The sequence below is a fragment of the Paenibacillus taiwanensis DSM 18679 genome, assembly GCF_000425125.1.
Classification (GTDB): domain Bacteria; phylum Bacillota; class Bacilli; order Paenibacillales; family Paenibacillaceae; genus Paenibacillus_B; species Paenibacillus_B taiwanensis.
Genome location: NZ_KE384308.1, coordinates 30416 through 54470, shown reverse-complemented (window position 1 = coordinate 54470; position 24055 = coordinate 30416). Strand labels below are relative to the sequence as shown.

General features: G+C 43.4%; 23 protein-coding genes. 18 read left to right on the top strand and 5 right to left on the bottom strand.

Annotation, left to right across the window (positions count from 1 at the left end; translation table 11 throughout):
• From H509_RS25950 to H509_RS0118935, 9 genes are all read left to right on the top strand, one after another.
• On the top strand, positions 1 to 661 hold a 661-nt coding region (locus H509_RS25950; RefSeq protein ID WP_281169758.1), incomplete at its 5' end, for an exosporium glycoprotein BclB-related protein.
• A gap of 190 nt (positions 662 to 851) precedes the next feature.
• Complete coding sequence (locus tag H509_RS0118970) at positions 852 to 2819, top strand: AraC family transcriptional regulator (protein WP_028546471.1); 1968 nt, start codon at positions 852 to 854, stop codon at positions 2817 to 2819.
• 5 nt (positions 2820 to 2824) lie between these two features.
• The gene (locus tag H509_RS28035) at positions 2825 to 2989 is read left to right on the top strand and encodes a hypothetical protein (protein ID WP_169450960.1); all 165 of its coding nucleotides are present in this window, start codon (positions 2825 to 2827) and stop codon (positions 2987 to 2989) included.
• Positions 2990 to 3029: 40 nt separating this feature from the next.
• Positions 3030 to 3749, top strand: coding sequence for a suppressor of fused domain protein (locus H509_RS0118960; protein ID WP_028546470.1), 720 nt, complete (start codon positions 3030 to 3032; stop codon positions 3747 to 3749).
• A 74-nt stretch (positions 3750 to 3823) separates the two neighbouring features.
• Positions 3824 to 4303 carry a DUF4265 domain-containing protein gene (locus H509_RS0118955; RefSeq protein WP_028546469.1) on the top strand — a complete coding sequence of 160 codons (480 nt, stop codon included), beginning with the start codon at positions 3824 to 3826 and terminating at the stop codon, positions 4301 to 4303.
• 356 nt (positions 4304 to 4659) lie between these two features.
• Complete coding sequence (locus tag H509_RS0118950) at positions 4660 to 5280, top strand: suppressor of fused domain protein (RefSeq protein WP_245596187.1); 621 nt, start codon at positions 4660 to 4662, stop codon at positions 5278 to 5280.
• A 69-nt stretch (positions 5281 to 5349) separates the two neighbouring features.
• Positions 5350 to 6753: a hypothetical protein gene (locus H509_RS0118945; RefSeq protein WP_028546467.1), complete on the top strand. Its 1404-nt coding sequence runs from the start codon at positions 5350 to 5352 to the stop codon at positions 6751 to 6753.
• Positions 6754 to 6988: 235 nt separating this feature from the next.
• Positions 6989 to 7639, top strand: a complete 651-nt coding sequence (locus H509_RS0118940; protein WP_245596186.1) for a HEAT repeat domain-containing protein — start codon at positions 6989 to 6991, stop codon at positions 7637 to 7639.
• A 236-nt stretch (positions 7640 to 7875) separates the two neighbouring features.
• A complete protein-coding gene (locus tag H509_RS0118935) occupies positions 7876 to 8661 on the top strand; it encodes a stalk domain-containing protein (protein ID WP_245596184.1) in 786 nt (261 codons plus the stop codon).
• A 143-nt stretch (positions 8662 to 8804) separates the two neighbouring features.
• Here H509_RS0118935 and H509_RS0118930 read toward each other — a convergent pair whose 3' ends face one another.
• Entirely contained in the window at positions 8805 to 9617 is an 813-nt protein-coding gene (locus H509_RS0118930) for a class I SAM-dependent methyltransferase (RefSeq protein ID WP_028546464.1), read from the bottom strand.
• Positions 9618 to 9880: 263 nt separating this feature from the next.
• Here H509_RS0118930 and H509_RS0118925 point away from each other — a divergent pair, with 263 nt between their 5' ends.
• Entirely contained in the window at positions 9881 to 10516 is a 636-nt protein-coding gene (locus tag H509_RS0118925) for a pentapeptide repeat-containing protein (RefSeq protein WP_028546463.1), read from the top strand.
• 272 nt (positions 10517 to 10788) lie between these two features.
• On the opposite strand, the gene H509_RS0118920 is transcribed toward H509_RS0118925, so the two are convergent.
• Together H509_RS0118920 and H509_RS0118915 are read right to left on the bottom strand one after the other, a co-directional pair.
• Entirely contained in the window at positions 10789 to 11502 is a 714-nt protein-coding gene (locus tag H509_RS0118920; RefSeq protein ID WP_028546462.1) for a 2OG-Fe(II) oxygenase, read from the bottom strand.
• On the bottom strand, positions 11495 to 12043 hold the full coding sequence (locus H509_RS0118915) for a methylated-DNA--[protein]-cysteine S-methyltransferase (RefSeq protein WP_028546461.1): 549 nt from the start codon (positions 12041 to 12043) through the stop codon (positions 11495 to 11497). Before H509_RS0118915 ends, H509_RS0118920 begins: the two co-directional genes overlap by 8 nt.
• Before the next feature lie 280 nt (positions 12044 to 12323).
• Between H509_RS0118915 and H509_RS0118910 the strand changes: the two genes are divergently transcribed.
• Genes H509_RS0118910 through cysC form a run of 6 tightly spaced genes read left to right on the top strand, consistent with a single transcriptional unit; the run spans position 12324 to position 17967 of the window.
• Positions 12324 to 13169, top strand: coding sequence for an STM4015 family protein (locus H509_RS0118910; RefSeq protein ID WP_028546460.1), 846 nt, complete (start codon positions 12324 to 12326; stop codon positions 13167 to 13169).
• A gap of 2 nt (positions 13170 to 13171) precedes the next feature.
• Entirely contained in the window at positions 13172 to 14389 is a 1218-nt protein-coding gene (locus H509_RS0118905) for an STM4014 family protein (protein ID WP_028546459.1), read from the top strand.
• A 19-nt stretch (positions 14390 to 14408) separates the two neighbouring features.
• Positions 14409 to 15194 (top strand): STM4013/SEN3800 family hydrolase, encoded by a 786-nt coding sequence (locus tag H509_RS0118900; protein ID WP_028546458.1) that lies wholly within the window; start codon positions 14409 to 14411, stop codon positions 15192 to 15194.
• A gap of 18 nt (positions 15195 to 15212) precedes the next feature.
• Entirely contained in the window at positions 15213 to 16589 is a 1377-nt protein-coding gene (locus H509_RS0118895) for an STM4012 family radical SAM protein (RefSeq protein WP_028546457.1), read from the top strand.
• A complete protein-coding gene (locus H509_RS0118890; RefSeq protein WP_028546456.1) occupies positions 16586 to 17440 on the top strand; it encodes an STM4011 family radical SAM protein in 855 nt (284 codons plus the stop codon). The genes H509_RS0118895 and H509_RS0118890 overlap by 4 nt, the downstream gene beginning before the upstream one ends.
• A 17-nt stretch (positions 17441 to 17457) precedes the next feature.
• The gene (cysC, locus tag H509_RS0118885; RefSeq protein ID WP_028546455.1) at positions 17458 to 17967 is read left to right on the top strand and encodes an adenylyl-sulfate kinase; all 510 of its coding nucleotides are present in this window, start codon (positions 17458 to 17460) and stop codon (positions 17965 to 17967) included.
• Between the two features lie 113 nt (positions 17968 to 18080).
• Here cysC and H509_RS0118880 read toward each other — a convergent pair whose 3' ends face one another.
• Positions 18081 to 20342, bottom strand: a complete 2262-nt coding sequence (locus tag H509_RS0118880; protein WP_028546454.1) for a PQQ-dependent sugar dehydrogenase — start codon at positions 20340 to 20342, stop codon at positions 18081 to 18083.
• 176 nt (positions 20343 to 20518) lie between these two features.
• On the opposite strand from H509_RS0118880, the gene H509_RS0118875 reads away from it, so the two are divergent.
• Positions 20519 to 21859 carry an erythromycin esterase family protein gene (locus H509_RS0118875; protein ID WP_028546453.1) on the top strand — a complete coding sequence of 447 codons (1341 nt, stop codon included), beginning with the start codon at positions 20519 to 20521 and terminating at the stop codon, positions 21857 to 21859.
• A gap of 358 nt (positions 21860 to 22217) precedes the next feature.
• Here H509_RS0118875 and H509_RS0118870 read toward each other — a convergent pair whose 3' ends face one another.
• Positions 22218 to 22550: a DUF1904 family protein gene (locus H509_RS0118870; RefSeq protein ID WP_028546452.1), complete on the bottom strand. Its 333-nt coding sequence runs from the start codon at positions 22548 to 22550 to the stop codon at positions 22218 to 22220.
• Positions 22551 to 22812: 262 nt separating this feature from the next.
• Here H509_RS0118870 and trpB point away from each other — a divergent pair, with 262 nt between their 5' ends.
• Complete coding sequence (gene trpB / locus H509_RS0118865) at positions 22813 to 23973, top strand: tryptophan synthase subunit beta (protein ID WP_028546451.1); 1161 nt, start codon at positions 22813 to 22815, stop codon at positions 23971 to 23973.
• Positions 23974 to 24055 lie beyond the last annotated feature (82 nt).

Here is a 24055-nt window from a genome sequence, read left to right as displayed (position 1 = left end):
TGCTGGGGCGACGGGCTCTACTGGAGCTACGGGAGCGACTGGGGGTGCCGGGGCGACGGGCTCTACTGGAGCCACAGGAGCGACTGGGGGTGCTGGGGCGACGGGTTCCACCGGAGCTACGGGAGCGACAGGAATAACTGGTTTTAGTGCAATCATCCCATATGCGTCTGGACTTCCAGTTTCTTTAACGACTATTGCAGGCGGACTTGTAGGTACCGCTAGTGTTGTTGGATTTGGAAACTCAGGAACGGGTGTTAACATCACTGGAAGTACTATAGATTTAACAGGAGCTGGAGGAGCCTTATTAAATTTTGCATTTTCATTACCACGCGCAGGGACTATTACGAACATTGCGGCATATTTTAGCACAACGTTAGCTCTTGGTTTAATTGGTTCTACAATTACAATCACTGCACAACTATTTAGATCCACAACACCTAACAATTCATTTCTTGCGATACCTGGAGCTACTGTTGCCTTGTCCCCTCCGCTAACTGGGGTTATTGCCATAGGTCAGGTCAGTAACGGCTTAACGACAGGCTTGACCATTCCCGTGTCACCTCAAGATCGACTGTTACTTGTTTTCTTTGCAACTGCATCAGGATTATCCTTAATCAATACAGTTGCAGGATATGCAAGTGGCGGTATTACTATTAATTAAAATAACAACAAATGATAAAATAGTAAAAGCGAGCACCCAATTAACGGCGGCTCGCCTTTTTCGTTCCATTTCCAATAGCAGAACAGGAGATCGTCACACAGTTTTTATTGCAAATGAGAATCAATATCATATATGATGGGTTTAGATATCGCTTAAATCATAGAGTGAAGGAGAAAGGAAGAGTAAGTCGGTGAAATTAAATGATCAAGCAATATTATGGAATCAAGCATTAATCAAGATCATAGATGTACGACATACAACAATGGAACAAGGTGAGGAACTTCATGCCTACAGAATACCCTCAAGCGCCTTTTTATACATCACTCGAGGGAGTGCCCTGCTCCAAATGGACGGAATTGTCCACCATGTGAGCCGATTTTCATTGATTCATGGCGGCAAAGGTTTATATCTTGATATTACAGCCGATGAGTTGCTTGACTACTATATGATTTTGTATAAAGCAGTGTTGGCGCTACCCGTTTGTCAAGAAACGGACAAGCTGATGGAGCAGCATAATCCGTTTCGTATGCAATATGTGTTCAAGCCACATTACCCTGTCTCAATCTTTCATCATGTCACCACCATGAGCGAGGAATGGAAGCGATCGGATTTCATAGAAAAGCTTCAAGTTAAAGCGATTTTTTATCAAATGGTCTCTGAAATACTAGAACAGATGGAACGACAAAGTATCATAGCCGTCAAGCCTGATCTGGTGGCCCAAGCGGTACGATATATTCATGAGCGCTATCGGGAGCAAATCACGCTGGAGACACTGCTAGAACACCTTGATTGCAGTTCCAGACAACTGCTGCGTGCCTTTAAGAAGCAAATTCAAACGAGTCCAATCGACTATTTGATTCAATTACGAGTAAGTAAGGCAAAACATTTGCTTCTATCCACAGATTTCACCTTAAAGGAAATTGCAGAGAGTGTAGGTTATACCGACAGCTATTATTTCAGCCGTATATTTAAAAAATACGAAGGGATGTCTCCCACCAGTTTTAAGGAAGCTATGTTAGAGGAGCAACAGCGTCGAAATAATCCATCAGTCGTGTTCAGATCTCCCATTGTTGCAAGAAGGAAGCAGCGTTATATTGGAAATGTGTTTGAGAATCGTTATCATTACAGAAGAGAAGGGGTATTACCGATGTATCGTAGGTCAAAAACAGCAATGGCAGTCACTTTATTATTTTGTTTCACCCTCTTGTTGAGCGCATGCACGACAGGGGGAACGAACGCCACATCGGCAAACAACAGTTCACCCACTAACAATGTAACAGCTACCGCAGGCTCAACGTCAGATGCTGGCACTGAGACTAGGGTGATCAAACATGCGATGGGGGAAGAAACGCTCACAGGTACCCCGAAACGTATAGTTATATTAACCAATGAAGGAACGGAGGCACTGCTGGCAGTCGGCATCAAACCAGTGGGAGCCGTCCAGTCTTGGAGTGGCGATCCTTGGTATGACCATATTAAGCAAGAGATGGAGGGTGTCACTGTAGTTGGAGATGAGCTTCAGCCTAATTTAGAAATGATAGTAAGCCTTAAGCCGGATCTCATTATTGGAAACAAGGTCAGACAGGAGAAAATTTACAGCCAATTAAAGCAAATTGCTCCGACGATATTTTCTGAAGATTTGGCGGGGGATTGGAAAATTAATTTCAAGCTCTACTCTGAAGCTTTAAACAAGCAGAAAGAAGGAGAGCAGATGATGGCCGCCTTTGATAAACGGGTCGCAGAAGTCAGAGCAAAACTAGGCAGCAAAGCCGAAACGAAAGTATCGGTGGTACGCTTCTCCGCTAAACAAGTTCGTATCTACCAGAAACAAACGTTTTCCGGTGTGCTATTAAACCAATTGGGCTTTGCGCGCCCAGAGTCGCAGGATAAAGACTCCTTTATTGAGGTCATGTCCAAAGAGAAAATACCTAGCATGGACGGCGATGTGCTTTTCTACTTCGTTTCGGAGACCCCTGGCAAACAGGATGCCTCAAAGGTCGTAGAGGAATGGAAAAAAGATCCTCTATTCCAAAGTTTGAATGTAGCTAAAAACAACAAGATCATTCAAGTTGATGAAGCCATTTGGAACTCGGCAGGCGGATATGAAGCGGCGAATCTGCTGCTAGATGAGCTTGTGAAGTACTTTGATGTAAAATAAAAAAGGTGTTTCGAATTAACAAGCTGACGCTGTATTCGCGTCAGCTTGTTGGCGATTTTGGCAGGTTCATGATGAATCTGCAAATGAAGAGGAGCTATGAAGCTGCCTGCGAGTTGGAAGAACATTGGGAAGAGGGGATTTATCCCTTGTTTATAAACATTATGGTATGATGAAATAGATGAAATTGGAAGAAGAAAAGGAGTGGCGACTATGTCGAAATCGACAGAATATTCGGAGTCGGGGTACCCAATCTATCGTTATAACGATAGACAGAATAATTGGCAGCCTCCGGAGTACGGTGAAGTAGGATGGAGCGAGAAAATCGAAGACCACGTGCGCCAGCATCTCGGTGAAATCGATTCCGTGTTCCACGAAATCCTATCGGATGTCGTTCACATTGACGTCCACGTCATAAAACCGACTCCCAAACGTAATTATTATACTTTATTCACAACAGGCATGAGCTTTAAGGCCATGAATACGCCAGAAGGAGCGGAAGAGTACGAATATGCGGAATTGATGATCTGCTTGCCACCGGATTGGCGGTTCACGCAAGAAGATTTACATAATCCGGATTACTATTGGCCTATTCGATGGCTAAAAATGTTGGCCCGTTTTCCTCATGAGTACGACACTTGGCTTGGCTGGGAGCATACGATGCCTAATGGAGATCCGGCTGAACCGCTTTCGCAACAAATGGAAATGACCGGAATCATTTTGCTGCCTCCCCTTGAAGTGGACGAGGAATTTCTTTCACTAGACATGGGGGATGGGCGGACCGTACATTTTTATGCCGTCATTCCTCTCTATTCAGAAGAAATGGATTTAAAGTTGAAGCATGGCAGTGACCCCCTGCTCGATAAATTCGAAGCGTACGGCATTAACGAGATTGTCGATTTGAATCGGCGCAATACGTGCAAAGCTGGCTAGAAGTATTGACGGCAATAGTGGATACGTTAAAGATGATAGGTCATGTATAAAAAGAGGTCGTTGAGGAGCGCAGAATGGAACATAAATTAACATGGATTAAGGTTTTGGCCGACACAAGTTCACAAGTAGCCGTTTTAGAAGAGCTTCCAGCAGAATACCTATGCGATCACAAATTCAAATTATGTGCATCTCCAGGGCTGACTCTAGGCCTTGCGAAAGGAGATACGATAAGGCTCCATCCGAGCGGGGAATTTGAATTAATACAACACGGCGGTAATTTCTGCATTCAAATTTATAAAGATCAGCCTAGCAAGGAAAAAATAGAATTAGTCGAATCTATTGTTAAACAAGAGCTTTCTGGTTCTTTAGATGGATTTGATAATGGGTCGCTTGCCTTTACCGCACCCATCAGCAATGGATTTCGTGCCACCAATCATGTTTTCAACCAGATTAGAGAGTTGTTAGAATCCGAATACTATTACTCTAATATATACAAAAATCCATATGATATAGAAGATGAAGAGTTAGTTAGTTGGGCTAAAGATCTGGATTAATCGTTTTAAATGTCTGTTCTTCAAACTCAAAAATGCTGAAATTTCTTTTAGCGCATACCTTTTAAATCATGAAAATGCTCTGCGCAAGCAATTTTCTGCGGCAAGATTTACAAGACTAATAGGAGACAAAAATGTTGGCCTTATTTTACTGAGGGTGCTAGCATCTATTGAGCCTCAATTTTCCAATGTAGATGCGATTGTCCTTAGAGCAAAGAAACTGTCATCAAGCATTTATCTCATGCGAAGTGATTTCTCCCATTTGAACAAAGCATTGAGCATTTGCGCACACTTGCTGGCAACAGAAGCAGGAAATCATCGGCCAACAATTTGACTGCGAATATCAATAGAGAAAACAGGTGATCGATGTGCAAATTAAAAAAGAAGCCAGCCAAGAAAAGATTTTGGACTTCGACATCAGAAGAACAATTATTCTTCATTTGTACATGCAAGAATGGTCTATGCCAAAATATAGAGTCATCATGACAAAACCAGAGATTGGTGTGTATGTTGAAATTTATTATTTTCCATCCATTAATGACAAAACTCCTGCGAGATTCACAACTGTCGGTCTTTCTAATTCCATTCGAAAAACGGGAAAACCTATCAACACCGAATGGATGCTAGCTTTACAACCCGATTTGGGACAAGAAAGTGTGGATCGCATATTATCGTATTTCTGCGACTTAATTGCCCATAATATTGAAAATATTCAATCTTCCGAAGTACCACGAGTAATGAGTGAGAGCGCACTCGCACCAGAGAACTGGACTGCAAAAGCTCTCTTAATTGATGAATTGAGGGGCGAAAGTGAGCATGTAGAAGAAATAAAAATAGGTGAAGAAGTAATTAGTGTCTTGTGGGTCATACCCATTACTCCTAAAGAAGCACATCTAATTTTACAAGAAGGCATAGATGCTTTTGATGCTTACATAGAAGAGCTTCATCATTCCATCATAGATCCCACTCGTCCTTATTAATTCGTAGTTCAATATGATTTGTACTCCTGAGAAAATATTATAAACTGCTAAAAGAAAGGAAAAATAGGTATGAGCAACTCTTTTCAATTCATTCCAATTAGTCAGCTTTCAGATAAGTATGCGGAAGGCTCTTGGTGGGCGAAGTTTTATCATGATTTTAGTGACGAGAACCTTGTCGCTTATTATGAAGGGGATTTGACGCTGCATGCACTAAATCTGGATTGGGAGCAGCCATTTCCGCAACAAAAAGAGGTAATCCTCCTTTTTATTGATGGTAATTTTACTGTAGACAATCTCTATAATCAAGAAACAGATGGTGCCATAGGACTCATGGTGACCGGTAATTTGAGTGCGAAAAATATAGCTGTAGGCGGACAGGAAATTTATGTTTCGGGCAATCTGATGGTCGAGGAAATATTGTGCGGCTCTTACAATCACGGGGAAACGATTGTTAAAGGTGATCTCAGCGCTGCGGTTTTAGTTCAGGATGACGAGTACAAATTCAATGTAGACGGGAAGAAATCAATCTCTTGTATCGTAAATGTGTGGGCGGGGGACGGCGTATTGTACGGGCTTCCAGCAGGCATTCATGAGGTGTTAATCGATGAAGTATTTGTGGATAAGGAAGACGACGAGGACGATGATGAGTATGAGGATGAGGTTGGCTTTTGTTTTGGCACGCTGGTAACCGTTATGAAAGAAGGTCGTTCCGCATTAAAACAACGCAATGAATCCGACATGAAGGAGAAACCTGTTCCTTTATATTTTACCCACAACACAATCAATGCGGAAAACATATTAAAATTGACCGAATGTATTTTAATGCCGCAGGACGAGCCATCCTTTGATTTCCAGGAACAAGGTGTACTTTTCAAAGTGCAGAAGGAGCCTGTTGATGCTGACGGGGATCACCCAAATCTCAGCGTTTATATGAAGGATTATCTTCATCACTATTTTATTTGGGTGGAGAAAGATCTTTCCGTTGGTTTGCTAAGGAGAACCGTAGAAGAAGGTTCTGAGTGGGAGGACATCACAGAAGAGCCTCAAGAAGAGCAAGCCGAGATTCGTGATCGCTGGACGATGCTGCTGACCTGCGTTAATATGGCTGAGCTATATTTACGCAACATTGAAGTACAGGATGTGCAGGACATTTTACAGTCCCCTGTAATTCAGGCCATGTCTTTGGAAGAGGCGGAGGATGACGGATTCTGGGATGGCTCTAAATGTTACACCTTCCGTCAAGCACGTACAGACGAAGATGGAGACTACCTCCATGCGCGGATAGAAATCAAAACGCCTGATGAAGCGTACTATTTTTATTCACTGGAACATGGAGCTTATGTTTCTCGGCATTATCAGCCGCCTGAGCAATACGGCAGGCATGACATTTCCTTTTTGGACCGTCGGCGCTGGGAGGCTTCAGAGCAGTATTTTACAAGATTCAAACAATTTATGACGCAAAAAATGGAGTAAGGCGTAAATAGGAGTGCTGCAACTTGTACAGATCCAACTGATGAAACTAGAAATGAAATTAACCTAGGACACGATAGTTCCTTTGTATGCAGGCTGCTGCTATATGACAGCCAGATTTACGAAGTTCGTGCACAAGACATGAAATGAAATGCAGAATGATCATTTTATTCAAAGGAGCCGAAGCATGTTCATAGAGCTTTTTAATAAACTTAGGATCACAGTACCCATTACAATAGTGGAAGCGTTAGAAGCTCACAATAAGCAACAGCAGACTCAAACTTACTTATTGAGATTGATGACCTTCGATGAAATAATTGAAACAGCTGATTTTATGTCTAGCATTGAGGTGTATCAAAATGTGGTTCCGTTATGGACCGATGATCATTCGAACTATATAGGTTTACATTTTCAAGGAGCATGCAAATACAAGATTAGTTACATTAATCATGAGGAAACGGATTTAGCACCATGTTATAGAAATATAAGTTCATTTCTATCTACACTCGAACTGCATCCTGACTACGATTGGTATGATCTAAAAAAAGACTATCCCTCAGATGCAGAATCTAGTCACTCTGAACTTGCAGATGACTCAGATTGTATTGACGCGCTGAACCATTTGATCAATTCTAACTCACTTATAAGTGATGAGATTCGCTGTCAGTATATTTTTTCAATTATGGCATTAACGCCAAAAAGATATATTGATTCCTTAATGAAGTATTTAGATGATGATGATATGTATGTCCAAGAAAGAGCTTGTGAGATTATCGGTTTTCATAAATATGCACCAGCTAGGGAAAAATTAATAGAGGTTTCCATAAACGGAATGCATAATGGGAAATTAGCAGCTAAAAGAGCATTAGCCAATCTAAGGAACAACTAAAAGAAGACATTTGAAAAAATGTGTTATATTGAATAAGGATAAATTAGTAATATACTCCTTCGGAAATCGGCATTCTGTGTACCTAGTTTCTATTGTTCCGCAACTTTTTATAAGTAGTACACGTTTGTATTGTGTAACATAAAATTCCATGTAGCGGGTGAGCATTTATGAGAGTAAACGCTTGGAAGCATACCGTTTCCATTTTACTGATGATGTCATTGCTTTTACCACTGGGGGTGCAACAAACGAATGCAGCTGGCAAATACGTCGAATTGGAAGTGCAATGGGAAGACGGCCGGGTCAATCATGTTGAAACGCTCCTTAAGGACGGAGTCACTTACGGCAATTTTTACTCGATGGGCAACGACGCAGGTCTAATTAGTGAGATGGGTAAAGAAAAGACGAGGATTTTGAAAGGGTATCAAAAGCGCATTGTTATTCATCTCGGAAGCAGAATGGCTGAAGTTGATGGTAAAAAGGTGGATATGGGCAGAGAACCCGTGGAGTATATTAGTCACCTCTATGTGCCGATTCGATTTCTTACATCTGCTCTAGGTGGAGAAGTAACGAATCAAGATACGAAGACGGGGAAGATTACCGTAACGGGTCTCAACAATTATAAGGATACATTTTATGACAGTATGTGGGGTTACGTGTATATCATTCGCGCTGAAACAGGAGATTTAGAGATTACGAATGTTTACACAGGAAAACAACATACAATTCCGTTGGGCATAAAAGATATGAATGTAAATACGCACAATTTCACTTTTACCTTTAATACGAGTCCGAAAAATCTCCTTCTCCTCACCATTGAATATACTAATCGAAAGACTGGCGAGCATGACCTGTATACTTTAGTATTCAAAGACCAAGGGCTCATTCGCAAATCCGTCGCTCACGGGTTAGTGGAGAAACATGAAAGCTTGAAGTCGGACGGCACCATTCAACTTATTGATGACAAAACTATACGTATTATCGATGACGGAACCGGCGATGTACGGGAAGTAATTGCTCGTTAAATAGAATTAAAAATTATGAATTAGATTTAAATTGATCATCCCCTGGCAAGTAGACAAGTATATAAAGACACCATTATGCTGCGACCGTTTCTCACTATTATTACCAGGGGACGGTCGTCTAGTTTTCATTATGCTATTGGTTACTATCGTTTTCTTGTCTTCATTACAAAAGTGACTGGCAGCATCTTTGCTTTTTCTGCAAAATCGTTGTTCTCGCCCATCGATTCCATAAGATCCTCATCTGATTGCTCGATCATTTCCTCAATGACAAACCCCGCTTTTGCCAGCGCATTCACGTAGGTAGATAGTTTACGATCTGATAATGTTAGCGCGCCACCATCAAGCGTTACCGAATACCAGGACTCATCGAAGTAACATTTTTTAAAAGTGAGAATGTCGTGTTCTGCAACAACACACTTATGGATAGGGTGAGACCAACTGAATATAAATACCCCGTCTTTTTTTAGGTAGGAAGCGATCCGGCAAAAAGTCCCCTCAAGGTCGGTGGTCCAGCCTATTGCATAAATCGAGTAAACAAAGTCGAAATAATCCAGAGGAATGCCACATTCTTCTTCCATAGGTGCACAAATCAATTTGGCTGATAGATCACATGCCTTCAAATGTTGCGCTGCCTTTTCAATTTGTTGTTCTGATATATCCACAGCCCACAATTCTTTTGCTTTGCGTTCCCCGTGATATTGCAAAGATTGACCGTTGCCGCAGCCGATCTCCAGCATCTTTTTCCCCGAAACATCACCAAATAGCTGGCATTTTTCTTCAGACACAAATGCGCCATAAAAAGGTAACACAATTGCTCCTAAAAAATCACTTCCTTTTGTATTCCAATAGAAGCTGTTTGTTTTGTAAACCGTGTTTTTGTCCATGTCAACTGTGACAGTGCCCTCAACCTCGCGAGCACCTATAATGTTAGTTCGGTAAACCGATTTCTCGTCCATGCCAGCGCCCTCCGTAGTTATAAATATGCCGTGCTGTTCCCCCATAATATATCGGTTATCTGTGGACTATTCCAGTCAAAATCATCCATTCAATTCCCATATGATCTTGCAGACATTCCCGATCCGTTAGTAGTGCTGTTTACAACGGTTTAGGTAGCAACATCTGAATTAGCGAGTACAAACGTCAAATTTGTTAGCATAAGATACTGTGTATATAATTAAATGAGCTACATATTGTCGGTTTAAACAAAATGGAGGATACTATGAAATTTAAGATTGACCCGCCTAAAATACCAGTGGAGTTACTTGAAGCCCAATCCATTCACACATTAGCATCAAAAGATGAAATCAGTACTGGAGTCATTGAAAACGTCACGCTTGAATATCAGGATGCAGTCAAAGTTTCGATGGATAAAATGCTGTTTAGAAATGTAACTATTACAGCGTCAACATTGGAACAAATCGAACTTACAGACATAGTTTTCGAGAAATGCGATTTTTCAAATGTTACTTTTACAAGTGCATTCCTTCATCGTATTGAATTTAGAAATTGTAAGCTCATTGGCACAAACTTCTCGCAGAGTAGATTTCAAAATGTCCGTTTTATGGACTGCTTAGCTGATTTTGTGAGTTTTCGCCTCGCTAAATTTAAGCAGGTGAGCTTTGAAGATTGTCGGTTAGAAAGTGCAGACTATTTTAGTTCTACAATTCAAAAATTAAACTTTTCCCGTTGTCATCTTGATCAATCTGATATGGTCGGTTCCAAGCTAAAGGGGGTCGATCTTAGTGACTGTCACTTTAATGAGCTTAAAGTGGAGGCTGAGGATTTAGAAGGGTGTATGATCGCCAGCCATCAGGCATCAACTTTTGTGGGTTTGTTGGGCATTATTGTACAGTGATGGATGCTTGTGAGATGTGATCAAGTTTTAAGATCAATCATCAACTATAGTAATAGCAATGGCGAACATCAAAGATGTTATTTATTGTAAAGGGTTCATGTTTAGAAGTCTTATGGCTGTCAGTGTACACTCGTTCATAAAGCGAGTCCAGATGTATAGCCTCCCTGAGAAGGGTGGTCATACATCTGGCTGTGAAAGACAGTGCGTGCATATCCACAGTTATAACTGACACCTCCATTTATCTCAGGAAAATGATAAAAGTATTTTGACCTTCACTTCGCATCATGGAAAATAAGCCCCATGCTGTAACGTGTTCCTGATGTGATCGTGCCTACGCCATGCCGCAAAGTCACCCTATAATAGCCACGCGCACCTGCTACTGGGCGCTGTTGGGTTGGGAATATGAGCCCTTCACCTTGATTTAACGTAATAACGTGGCCTCTGCTCTGCGCCCGCGGGCGCTGCTCGATAAGTAAAAATTCTCCGCCAGTGTAATCGTCTTCCCGTTGGTTCAGCGCAAATACGACTTGAAAAGGGAAGTAGACGTCACCATATAAATCCTGATGGAGACAATTGTAGCCTCCTTTATCATATTTCAAAATAAGCGGGGTGGTACGAGTCTGCCCCGCTTCATGACATTGATCGAGAAAACTTGTCAAGGTATCCGGATATGCGGATGATTGATTTAATAGTTTCAGCCAGCGATTGGCCGCTTTGGCGAGCTCAGGGTATAGGCCCTCACGGAATTGCTGCAACAGCTCTGGAAGGGGAGCCTCATAATATTTGTACTCCCCATTTCCGAAACGATAGCGTGACATATCGATCGTTTTACGATAAAGGGTCTCGTCTGTATAGCCAGCTATCAGGTTTGTACACGCTGGCGCTGATAGCAGGCGTGGTAGCTTGGCGTAGCCCTGTTCATCGAGTGTTTGATGCAGCTCAGCCCAGTTCAAATCGGCTAAAGAGGTTATATGTGAATCAGACACGATGCAGCTCCTTTCCATAAGTTAATACGTTACGCTCCAGCTCCAGCAGTTTTGTTTTCATATCGATGCCGCCGCGATAACCTGTGAGCGATCCGTTTTTGCCGATAACTCGGTGGCAAGGAATCGTAATCAAAATCGGATTTGTACCGATGGCTGCACCGATCGCACGAACCGCAGCAGGTTTATGAATTTGCTGCGCAATATCCGAATAGGATCTAGTTTGACCGTAGGGGATCTCACAAAGTGCCTGCCAGACAGCCTCCTGAAAAGGAGTACCCCGATAGTAGAGCGGGATGGTGAAGCGATCCAGTTCGCCTTGAAAATAACGAGTAAGCTCAGCTGCATAAGGTTGCAGCTTATCATCATTCCGAATGAGCTTACTTTCTGGAAATCGGTTGCTGACCCATGTCGCCAATTCTTCAAAAGGTTGATGTTGCGACCCCACAAAACATAAACCTTTTTCATGTGCTGCGATGTGCACTTGCCAATCCCTATCAGAAAGCTCGGACCAATAGAGAGGACTGCTGCTGTTAGTTGCCATTTGATAGTGCCTCCTCTAAGAATTGTGTTTGCAGCCGTTATCAGGCTAGACGCCACAGTTTGGTATTCCAAAGTTAGTATAACCTTAATAGCGGGCATTTGTGCGCTTTTGGGAATGGAAGAGCAAGATAACAAAGCGATAACCTCCATCGGATGAACCATGCTTCGGTTAAACAGCAGCACAAATGTAGAATTTTATTATTAACTGGCAAACATTTGTAACCGTTGCGTGCGGCTATTATAATAAAGAAGGTTATTATTCATTTTCAGGAGGTATCTTTATGTCGGAATGTAAATTATCTGTCGATTACGATCAGTATGAAAGTGGTGTTAAAATCGTAGATTTAATAGAGCAGCTCGCAAACAATGATGAGCGCTTACAACTAGAAAGCCTTATTATCGGAGATTGGGGCGGTGCCTACGAGCATGATTCTAGTGAAATTGTCGCAGCTCTAGTGCGGCTGAAAGACCGTTTCCCGAAGCTGCGGAGCTTATTTATCGGTGATATGTCTTATGAAGAATGTGAAGTTTCTTGGATTAACCAATCTAACATCGGACCGATTTTAGCTGCCTATCCTGAGCTTACCTCACTTACTATTAAGGGGAGCACAGGTCTCAGCCTAGATCCAGCACAGCACGACAAGTTAGAGGAGCTTACCATTATTTGCGGCGGGCTTGGTAAAGACGTCATTACAAGTATAAATGAAGGCAGCTTCAACAATTTGAAAAAGCTGGAGCTTTATTTAGGAGTAGAAGAGTATGGGTTTGACGCCACTCTCGAAGATGTGCTTCAGTTGATTGAGCCTGGTAAATTTCCACAGCTTACCTACTTAGGTCTCAAAGACAGTGAAATTCAAGATGAAATCGCGATCGCAGTAGCGAATGCACCAATTGTGGATCAACTACATACATTAGATCTCTCTATGGGAACTTTGACAGATGAGGGAGCCGAGGCGCTTCTAAACAGTGAAAAGATTAGAAAATTGAAACATCTTAATTTAAGCTACCATTACATGTCAGATGAAATGATGAATCGTTGGAAGCAGTCAGGCCTTAACGTTGATATTAGCGATCAACAGGATTCTGATGAAGATGAGGATTATCGCTATCCTTCTTTGACGGAATAACGATGAAATCGATGATTATTATTGGCAATGCCGGTAATAGAAGAACAACCGGATTACAAACGGCAAGAACTCGGCTGGGGTTGCCCCCAGCTTTTGTCTTGAATTATAGGGATCTGTTGCAGGGACGTGTGTCCTTGAGTTCATGTGTACAAAGCTTGGCGCACTCATTCGATGAACCTCCATTGCTGCGAATCGACGCACCTGGAGAGCATTTTGAAGTGGAGCGGGAGTTGATTGCGCTTGGTGCTCCTGATGCAGACAACATGGATATGGACGAGCGTTGGCTACTACATAACAAAAATGTGGTGCATCCAATCTCAGTAAGGATGGCTAAACGATTGCAGGAAATGAAGGGCACACTCTACCATCCTTCCCAATGGTTTCGTGGGTACTGCAAGTTGTTATCTCGACTGGACATGGAAGCAGCTCAGCTTTGGAGTTCACCTCGCTGGATGAATGCACCCGAAGATATAGCCGCTATGTTTGACAAAAGGCATACGTATCAAATTTTGTCATCAGCTGGCTTGCCTGTTCCTAGAAGACTGGCCGCACCAGTTGACATACCGGATTACGATACGTTACAGGAAGTAATGGTAAAGGAACGGACTTATCGTTTATTTATTAAGCTGGCAACGGGTTCAGGTGCGTGTGGTGTGATTGCGTACCAGCTAAATCCTGCTACAGGATCAGAATCGGCCGTGACGACAATAGGGGTAGAGAACTTCCTGCGAAGACCGCCCATGTTCTATAACGTAAAAAAGCTGAAAAGCTACAAAGAACGCCCTATCATTCGTCAGATCATTAATTGGTTATTGGGACATGGCGCTCATGTTGAACAATGGATTCCTAAGGCGTCTTATGAGGATCGCACCTTTGATATCAGACAGCTTGTAGTAGCGGGTCAAGCATGTCACAGTATTGTTAGGGCCAGCAGAACTCCTATAACGAATCTTCATCTTGACAGTGATCGTATGAGCTTACAGGACATTGGCATGCCTGACCCGCTGCAAGCTGCCATACGCCAATGCGCCGAACAGACGTTATCGGTATTTCCGCGTTCTACCGTTGCAGGTATCGATATATTGTTGAGCAGCGGCTCCAATAGACCTTACGTTTTGGATGTTAATCCATTCGGAGATTTACTGTATCATAGTCATTATGAAGGGCATGAGCCTTATGAATGGGAAATGAAATGGGCCTCAAGCTGTACGACTATCTAAATGGAAGAGGATCACCACCATGTTTAACATGAATGAAATAGTAGGCAGTCACGATATTTTGATGATTACGCTGGATACGCTGCGATATGACGCTGCCGTACTGGAGGAGGCCAACTGTCCGAATTTGTGCGGAGAGGGCCACTGGGAAAAGCGGCACACGCCTGGCAGCTTCACATATGCCGCCCATCATGCTTTCTTTGGCGGATTTCTGCCCACTCCGGCTACGACAACAAAGTCTGAACATGTAAGATTGTTCCATTCTAAAAATACGGGACTAAAAACACACCCCTATACTTGGCAATTTGATTCAACAGATATCGTATCGGGATTACAGGCTGTAGGCTACCGTACAATTTGTATTGGCGGCGTCATTTTTTTTACTAAAAAAGTTCCACTTGCTAAAGTTCTTCCTAGCTACTTCCAAGAAAGCTATTGGCGGATGACATTTGGTGTGACGAATCAACGCTCGACAGAGCATCAGGTGAACCATGCCATCAAGCTGTTACAGCAATCGGATCAGGGAGAGCGTCTGTTTTTATTTATGAATGTCTCTGCGATTCATGGACCTAATCATTATTTTGTACCTGGAGCTAAAACAGACTCCATTGAGACACAGCGCGCTGCACTTCGATATGTTGACGGTGAACTTGGCCGATTGTTTCAGGCATTCCGTGAACGTGAACGGCCTGTATTTTGTATGGCGTTTTCTGATCATGGTACCGCCTTTGGCGAGGATGGCTATAACGGTCACAGACTAGCACATGAGGTCGTCTGGAACGTGCCTTATCGTGAATTTATGTTGTAAAGGGGAGGAGGAAACAGGATGAGCCATACGATTAACTCAACTTACACGGACATCATTCAGCATGCGGAGGCTCTGCACAAGTGGAAGGACAACCTCACATCAGAGCCTTACCGATCTTATCTATACGCCTATCCACACAAAACCTCCTATCGGGAATTGGAGAATAAGCTGCCGCTTTCTGAATTGTGGAGTCAAGAAGCAGCGGAAACGTTGTTCTTATATATGCATATCCCGTTTTGTGGAGCACGCTGCGGCTTTTGTAATTTGTTCACGCTGCCTGACAAGCGGGTTAACGTCCATACACAGTATGTCGATGCTTTGGAGAGACAAGCTGAACAATGGGCTGGAATCATGCCCAATAAGCCAATTGCCCGATTTGCGATTGGAGGTGGAACGCCAACTTTACTTGAGCCTGTCCAACTGGATCGATTGTTTCATATCGCTCAGCAAATAATGGGCATGGATCCAGCGCAGGCTTCCATCTCGGTTGAAACGTCTCCCGATACGATAACGACTGAACGGTTGGACATTTTAAAAAGCAGACAGGTGGATCGGGTTAGTATGGGCATTCAGAGCTTTGTGGAATTTGAAGCGGATGCGATCTACCGTCCTCAAAAGCCGCAGGAAGTTGAATCCGCCCTAAAGCAGCTCAAGTTGTATTCTTATCCAATTCTCAATTTGGATTTAATTTATGGCCTTCCAGGTCAAACGCTTGAGTCATGGTTATATTCACTAGATAAAGCGTTGTCCTATGAGCCAGAGGAATTATTTATTTATCCGCTTTATACTCGGGAGCACACAATTGTAAAACCGGAGCAAATAAGGCAAAGTGGCGAGGATCAAAGGCTAACGTTGTATCGAGCAGCGCGGGAGCGCTTGCTTATGCGTGGGTATACCCAGTATTCCATGCGCAGATTTGCGAAAGCCGATGCAATGTCAGCGAAATCATTGCTACCGTATGGCTGCCAGGAAGAGGGAATGATTGGACTCGGATGTGGTGCCCGATCCTACACCAAAACGGTTCATTATTCATCTCGATACAGCGTAGGACGAGCGGCTACCGCTAGTATTATTGCGGACTACGTGGCTTCATCTGATTACACCCATGCTGATTATGGCATTGTGTTAAGCGCAGATGATCAGCAGCGGCGATTTATCCTAAAAGCACTGCTGCATACAGAAGGCTTGGCGTTAAGCAGTTATGTAGAGCGATTCACCACGTCAGCATTCGCCGATTACCCCGAGTTGAATTTACTTGTACACACGGAGCTTGCTGTTATAGAAGAAGAAGTGCTGCGGCTGACAGAAGAAGGGCTTATGTACTCTGATTCGATAGGAGATTGGTTTATTTCGCCGGCTATACGTGAACGTATGGAAAGCTGTATATTGTTATGAAGGCAACCATTTATTTTAGAGGAAGCATAAGCTCTTGTAACTATGATTGCCCTTACTGTCCTTTTAGCAAAAACACGGACAGTCAACAAACATTCGCGTTGGACCGGCTCCAAGTACAAACATTTGTGGATTGGGTAACAAATCAAGCGGATAGCGGTCATCAGCTGTCTCTATTTTTTAATCCCTATGGGGAGGGGCTTATCCATCGTTGGTATCGGGAAGCTTTAGTGAACCTGTCGCACATGGAGCACGTAAATAAAGTGGCCATCCAGACCAACTTATCGGCTAAACTGGATTGGACGCGTGAGTTGAATCCACAAACAGCTGCATTTTGGGTAACCTATCATCCTGGTCAAACCGTAGAAAAGCGATTTTTACAGCAGTGCAACAAGCTTTACGTTCAAAAAATTCCCTTTAGTGTCGGTGTTGTTGGTGTCAAAAGTGCTTTTCATTCCATCACCTCCTTACGGAAATCACTGCCTGAGGATGTTTATATGTGGGTAAATGCCTACAAAGATAAGCCTGAATACTATTCCGCTGAGGACATCGCTTTTTTGACAGAGCTGGACCCTTATTTTACCTTAAATGCCCAAGATTACGACAGTATGGGTAAACCTTGCCAAGCGGGGGAGCATGTATTTTATGTCCAAGGGGACGGTCGGGTAAAGCGCTGCTATAAGGATCGGCAAGTGATCGGCAATCTGTATAAGGATGGGTTAACAGGCATCTCTAAAATACGCCCGTGTCGTATGAAGCACTGTGATTGTTATATCGGTTATATTCATATGGACGAGCAGGAACTTGATTCTGTTTATGGAAAGCATATTCTCGAACGGATCGCTATTTTATAGTAAAGGGGCATAAAGCATTGATCGGGACGGCAATTTGGCTGACAGGCCTTCCAAGTTCAGGCAAAACAACTACAGCGTTAGCTCTGGCAGCAGCTCTTCAGGAAAGAGGCGTTAGGGTCGAATGCTTAGACGGAGACGAACTTAGACATAAAGTAGGTCGCGAGCTTGGGTTCAGCAAAGAAGATCGAATGGAAAATATTCGTCGTGCCGTCTATATTAGCAAGCTGCTCAATCGGAATGGTGTGACGACAATTATCTCGATGATTGCACCTTATACGGAAATGCGGGACTATGCCCGAGCAGAACTGCAACCTTACGTAGAGGTGTATGTGCATTGCCCATTGGAGCAATGTGTGCAAAGAGATAGGAAAGGCTTATATGCAAAAGCCATAAAAGGCGAGATACCCGCGTTCACTGGTATTTCTGATGTCTATGAACAACCAGTGCATCCGGAAATTACGATACATACGCACATTAGCAGTGTGGAGTCTAACGTGAGTCACATTTTGGAGTATTTAAACAAGTGATACGCACAACTACATTCTATATGCAACAAAAAATAGGCCCCTGTATGTACAGGAGGTCTATTCTTTGTTGCAAGCAATAGCGACTGACCATTTACTGCACAAATGGTTAATTGCTAAAAATTAGGAACCAATCGAATAAGTTTATCTGGGGTACCGTCACCGTTTTTATCGCCGTTGTTACTGGTGGCAACGTAGAGTGATCCGTCTGGCGCTTCGACAATATCGCGAATACGTCCGTATTTATTTACAAACAAGTAAGTAAGATCACTGCTCTTGATTGTCGGTTGGCCATTCTGCTCGCCTATGAGCATACGGATGATCTGTTTGCCTTTTAAATTAGTTACGAGCAAATTTCCTGCCCACGGCCCTTTCGTTACAAAAGTCATACCTGAAGGTGCCCACGTTGTGCCACTCGCATAAATGAGTGGAGGCGTAATACCTGGCTGCTGCTGGTTTCCACCTTCGAATTTAGGCCAACCGTAATGGTGACCTGGTTGGATGTAGTTAATTTCATCTTTAGAAGATTCACCATGTTCCGACGAAAAAAGACGATTCGTTCCTGGCTGCCATGCTAGTCCTTGAGGATTACGATGTCCTCGACTATAAATAGGTGAGGAAGCAAACGGATTATCACTTGGAATGGTGCCATCCAAGTTAAGTCGGAATATTTTCCCTCCTAGGTATGTAAGTGTATCGTCCTTATTGCCATAGTTGCCATTAGCGAAATACAGCTTGTTATCGGGACCTATTTTCAACCTGCCACCATTATGATAGACTGCACCCGGCAGATTCGTAATAAGCACTTTATCTACTGTTGCGATGTTGTTATTCTCTTTAAGTCGAACGACCTGATTAGCAACTTTATTGTCTGATGTTTTGTAGGTGTGGTAGATATACATATAATGATTGGTGGAAAATTGCGGATCAAGCACGAGGCCCAGCAAGCCGCCTTCACTTTTAGGCATGTAGTAGAAAGGTGAGCCTAACGTAATAACTGGCGTAGCTTGCAACTTGCCGTTGACCAGAACACGAACTTTGCCACTGTTGCGTTCGGTGAAAAAAATGCGCCCATCGGGTGCAAAATCAACAGCCCAAGGTGTTTCCAGGTTGTTAGCAACAACCTGTGGTGTATAAGGATCGGCAGAGGTTGGACTCGTTTTGACAGACAACGACTTGCTTGCTGTAGATATATTTCCTGCTAAGTCCCTCGCTTTTACGGTGAAGGAATAAGAGGTATTAGCCGTAAGACCTGTTACATGAAAAGATGTCGCAGGCGTACTGCCAGCGATTGTACCATTCACATAAACGTCGTACGCATAAACGCTTACGTTATCTGTAGATGCCGTCCAGCTTAGCTGGACTGACGAAGATGTTTTGCTCGGGCTAACAAGTCCTGTTGGGGCAGTTGGAGCCTGAGTATCGGTCTGATTTGTCGTGTTAACAGTGAGCGGGCTGCTAAAATTGGAGATGTTCCCTGCGGCATCTTTAGCTTTGACTGTAAATTGATAGGTCGTATCTGGTGTTAATCCAGTAAAGGTGTAGGTCGTATCCTGAACATTCGCTTTCACCAGAACATTATTTTTGTAGAGGTCGTAGCCCTTTACACCAATATCATCCAGCGAGGCCGTCCATGAGAGCTTTACAGTTGTATCTGTTACTAAATTTGCTTGCAAGTTGGTTGGCTCAGTAGGCGGGAACACATCACCGGTTGCATTAACTTTCACCTTGTCAAAGGTAGCCGTGCTCAGGCTGGATGCATTATGGCTCGTGACAGCTACGCCTACATACAACGTAGCCTTCATTTTAAGCGTTAAGTTCCCTAAATCGCCCCAGTTTAATCCATTATTGGATACGTATCCTTTGATCACATCACCTTTGCGTTCAAGCTTTACCCAAGCCGGACTCGTCGAAGCAATTTTTACACTTTGAGAGGTTCCGCCTGTCTCAGTCCGGTATTGAAAGGTAAACCCATTGGAGGGTGTTACTAACAAATCAACATGCTTAGAATTGGCATTCAGCGACTCCCTTATCATAATTCCCGCTTTCGCAAAATCGTGCGAATGAGTCTGAGATGAAATAAGGGCAATGATAGCACCGTCTCCCGTCCAAGGTTGATACACATAATGAAACTGATCTGATTTGCCCCAGATGTCAGTGCCTGCTCCGCTTACAGTAAATTGATCAAGCTCCGCATCATAAGAAGCGCTACCTGCTAACGCCGGTGATCCGATATTTTGTTGCTTCCACGGATTGGGTACAGCTGCTGCCATAGCTTCAACTTCTACTTTTGCTTCAGCGAAGCCTAATGCAGGTAACAAAGCGAGCAACATACAAAAACAGAGACTCAAAGCCATCCTTTTGTTACGTATGATCATCACTACACCTCCTGATCGTTTTCTTATTATATCTATGGTCAAATACAGCAGCCATTCTTCGAAGTTTGTAACTTAATGATTTCGTAAGAATCAAGTTAGAAAATTGAGAGATTTGAATCATAAACTAGAGAACGTAGCAGCACACAAATTGCCAACAAGAGAAAAGGTGGAATCAAATGAATCAGAAAATGTTGAACGTCGGGATGTCTATTATGATTGGAGCAGCGGTAATAACTGGAGGGTGCGGGGAGAAGATGCAAAATAAACAGGTGGAACCCATCCTAGTCACGCAGCCTGACAAATTAAGTGTCGTCGAATCTATTCAATCACAGGCAATAGAGTTAAAAACAATTGATCCTATGCAGCCATACGATGATGTTATGCCGCTGAAAGACATGATTGGGAATGCTACATATGTCGGATTAGGCGAAGCTTCACACGGCAGCTCTGAAATATTTACGATGAAGTTTCGTCTCGTTAAGTTTTTAGTTACTGAGATGGGTTATACGAATTTCGGAATCGAAGAGGATTGGGGAAATGGCTTAAAGCTGAATGAATATATTCATACAGGAAAAGGCGACCCAAGGCAATTTTTGAAGCTGCTATATCCAAACGATGAAATGGTTGCCATGGTTGAATGGATGAAGGACTATAACGCAGACCCTGCACACAAGCAAAAAATCCAATTTATTGGGCTCGATTTAAAATCGTTTGAGCCTGCTGTTTTTCAAAAAGTGATTGACTACGTGAAACTACATCATCCAGAAATACGTTCTGAAGTCGAGGAAAGCTATAGGGAGTTAACGGGCGCAGCTGTAAGTCTATCGGAATATATGAAGCTAACTCCGGAGAAAAAGAAAACATTCAACGCGAATGCAGCCAAAGTCGTAACATTGCTCGAAAATAAGACAGAACAGATGAACAATGGGAATACCGCAAAGGAGCTTGTCTGGGTGAAGGGAACAGCTAAGGTGATCGAGAATTTTACGGCCATGATGATTCCTAGTGATTATGCGCAGCTTGTAACGCTGCACGATCAATACTTAGCTGATCACGCACAATGGGCTCAGCAAACATTAGGCGGTAAAACGATGGTGTGGGGACATAATATCCACGTAGCAAAAGGCGTAATTGATACGGAAATGTACCCCAAAGTGGCAGGGCAGTTTTTGAAAGAACGCTTTGGCGATCAATATGTAGCGATAGGAACTACTACAACAAAGGGGAAATTTACCGCCTTCAGCGACGGCAAGCTGGCGACAGATACGATTCAGCAAAATGTGTCCAGTTCCAACTATAAGCTTGGCGAAGTTCCATATGAAATGTTTATGCTGGATGTGCGCAAGCTCACGAATCAAGCAAAGGAATGGGCACAAAAAAAGCAGCCGTTCTTTGACGGCATCGCTCAAATTATCCCTGATCGGACGCAGTATTATGATGCTGCTCTGTCAGAGCAATTCGATATCCTTTTACACATCCGTGAAACGAATCCATCTCAGTTTAGTCAAACAAAATGATGAACCTAATGATAGGCTATTTAGTAGTTAAGTTGTTTAAGCAAGTATTCTACCTAACCATGCTCAATTTGGAAATGATTATTTCAAGTATGTAATAAATCATAATTCGGAAGTAGCAGTACATTACAGACATTATGACCTATATGATCAACCAGAGCCAGTTAGACAAGCGGAGTATTGACTTCCAATTAGGAGACAAAGAAAACACCTTACGTTGAATAACGGGTATTATATACCTTCAAATCAACGTGAGGTGTTGTTTTCACTATGCCTTTGATTTAATGTTTTCTTCCTGAGGACCATTGAATTTACATACTGTGGTACTTGCATCAGTGGTCATTTGCATTTGTTTGATCAACTAGTAATCATAACGGCGTCCGTTCATATAAAAATTGTCTTCGCGACCAACACGGAAGGAAATCTCCAGATCGGCTATACCGAGAGACCGGACATGCTTATCGATCGCCTCGGCCATCTTGTCGCGCACTTCGTCTCCCCGCTCAAACCACCAAACGTCGATGAAAGGGTACGAATCGGTATATTTCCCGTCAAATATAGCGGTGACGTGCAGGCACTCTAAGGTGAAATTATCTGTTCCGCATTGGCAAATTTCGGCCATTTCCTTTACAAGCGGGATGCTAATTGCACGTATGCCCTCGGCTGGAATTCCTCTAAAAATTAATTGTGGCATCTAATATCCTCCTATCGGTTTATCATTTTACTATTGTATAGGTACAACTCTGCCTATAGCAATCGGAGAATAAGTTATGAGTTAAGATGGTTTTTAACTCATTGTGAAGCAGCAGGATGATGGCATTAAACATCCAATTGTATACGACATCGATCAAAATATGATTTTGGGAGCTCTAAGGTCATTCAGACCCGTTGTAATTTATGGTAGAATGCTAGGTATGGATTACCATTTCTATTTCGATTAGTGGAGGGGCTTACTTATGGACCAACAATTGCAACAAGAGGGATACTTCGGTGAGTTTGGGGGCAGCTTCGTCCCGCCGGAATTGCAGGAAGTGTTGAGTTATTTGAGTGAGCAATTTTACAAATTTAGTGAAGACCCGGACTTTAAGGAAGAGCTTCGCTACTACCTGCGCGAATATGTTGGCCGTGAGAATCCGCTGACGTATGCGGAGCGGCTGACCCAGGCTTGGGGCGGGCCAAAGATTTACTTAAAGCGTGAGGATCTGAATCATACTGGAGCACATAAGATTAACAATGCTATTGGCCAAATTTTGCTCGCTAAGCGGATGGGTGCCAAACGGATAATCGCGGAGACAGGTGCCGGACAGCACGGTGTTGCTACAGCAACGGCCTGCGCCATGTTTAATATGGAGTGCATCATTTACATGGGAGCGGAAGATACGCGCCGACAGGCACTAAACGTGTTTCGAATGGAACTGTTAGGAGCAACTGTTGTACCCGTTCATAAAGGCCAAGGGCGACTGAAAGATGCGGTAGATGAAGCACTGGACGATCTAGTTCGAAACTATCAAAATACGTTTTATTTGCTAGGCTCCGCAGTTGGACCGCACCCGTTTCCGACGATGGTCAAGCACTTTCAGGCGATTATCAGCGAGGAATCGAAGCTGCAAATTATGGAGAAAGAAGGCCGTCTGCCTGATGCGGTAGTGGCTTGTACAGGCGGCGGAAGCAATGCGATTGGTGCGTTTGCCCACTACATTGACGAGCCGACCGTCCGCTTAATTGGTGTTGAACCCGATCAAGCGCCATCCTTAACCGAAGGTGTCCCGAGCATCATTCATGGCTTCAAATGTTTAGTGCTGCTGGACGAGGAGGGCCAACCTAAGAAGACCTATTCAATCGCCGCAGGCCTTGACTATCCAGGCATTGGGCCGGAACATAGTCACCTGAAGGTGACGGGCCGTGCCGAATATGCAACCGTCACCAATGAGGAAGTGCTGGCCGCTTTCCAGGAGCTGTCCCGCACAGAGGGTATTATCCCTGCCCTAGAGAGCGCGCATGCGGTTGCCCATGCGAAGAAGGTGGCGTCAATGATGGATCAGGATCAAATTATGATCATCAATTTGTCCGGCCGCGGGGATAAAGATGTTGAGCAAGTGTATCAAATGCTCAAATAAAACAGGTGTGCAAGTCAGAAGGCGTCCACGGGGCGTCTTTTGATTTCGCTCTATACATTATACGGTGACCATACAACATCAA

What these genes read in the sequence shown, in the direction of transcription:
- H509_RS0118875 (WP_028546453.1), top strand. Translation starts at nt 20,519, where the DNA reads ATGAATCAGAAAATGTTGAACGTCGGGATGTCTATTATGATTGGAGCA.
- H509_RS0118930 (WP_028546464.1), bottom strand. Translation starts at nt 9,617, where the DNA reads ATGGACGAGAAATCGGTTTACCGAACTAACATTATAGGTGCTCGCGAG.
- trpB (WP_028546451.1), top strand. Translation starts at nt 22,813, where the DNA reads ATGGACCAACAATTGCAACAAGAGGGATACTTCGGTGAGTTTGGGGGC.
- H509_RS0118895 (WP_028546457.1), top strand. Translation starts at nt 15,213, where the DNA reads ATGAGCCATACGATTAACTCAACTTACACGGACATCATTCAGCATGCG.
- H509_RS0118910 (WP_028546460.1), top strand. Translation starts at nt 12,324, where the DNA reads ATGTCGGAATGTAAATTATCTGTCGATTACGATCAGTATGAAAGTGGT.
- H509_RS0118900 (WP_028546458.1), top strand. Translation starts at nt 14,409, where the DNA reads ATGTTTAACATGAATGAAATAGTAGGCAGTCACGATATTTTGATGATT.
- H509_RS0118870 (WP_028546452.1), bottom strand. Translation starts at nt 22,550, where the DNA reads ATGCCACAATTAATTTTTAGAGGAATTCCAGCCGAGGGCATACGTGCA.
- H509_RS0118890 (WP_028546456.1), top strand. Translation starts at nt 16,586, where the DNA reads ATGAAGGCAACCATTTATTTTAGAGGAAGCATAAGCTCTTGTAACTAT.
- H509_RS0118945 (WP_028546467.1), top strand. Translation starts at nt 5,350, where the DNA reads ATGAGCAACTCTTTTCAATTCATTCCAATTAGTCAGCTTTCAGATAAG.
- H509_RS0118880 (WP_028546454.1), bottom strand. Translation starts at nt 20,342, where the DNA reads ATGATCATACGTAACAAAAGGATGGCTTTGAGTCTCTGTTTTTGTATG.
- H509_RS0118960 (WP_028546470.1), top strand. Translation starts at nt 3,030, where the DNA reads ATGTCGAAATCGACAGAATATTCGGAGTCGGGGTACCCAATCTATCGT.
- H509_RS0118915 (WP_028546461.1), bottom strand. Translation starts at nt 12,043, where the DNA reads ATGGCAACTAACAGCAGCAGTCCTCTCTATTGGTCCGAGCTTTCTGAT.
- H509_RS0118925 (WP_028546463.1), top strand. Translation starts at nt 9,881, where the DNA reads ATGAAATTTAAGATTGACCCGCCTAAAATACCAGTGGAGTTACTTGAA.
- H509_RS0118955 (WP_028546469.1), top strand. Translation starts at nt 3,824, where the DNA reads ATGGAACATAAATTAACATGGATTAAGGTTTTGGCCGACACAAGTTCA.
- H509_RS0118905 (WP_028546459.1), top strand. Translation starts at nt 13,172, where the DNA reads ATGAAATCGATGATTATTATTGGCAATGCCGGTAATAGAAGAACAACC.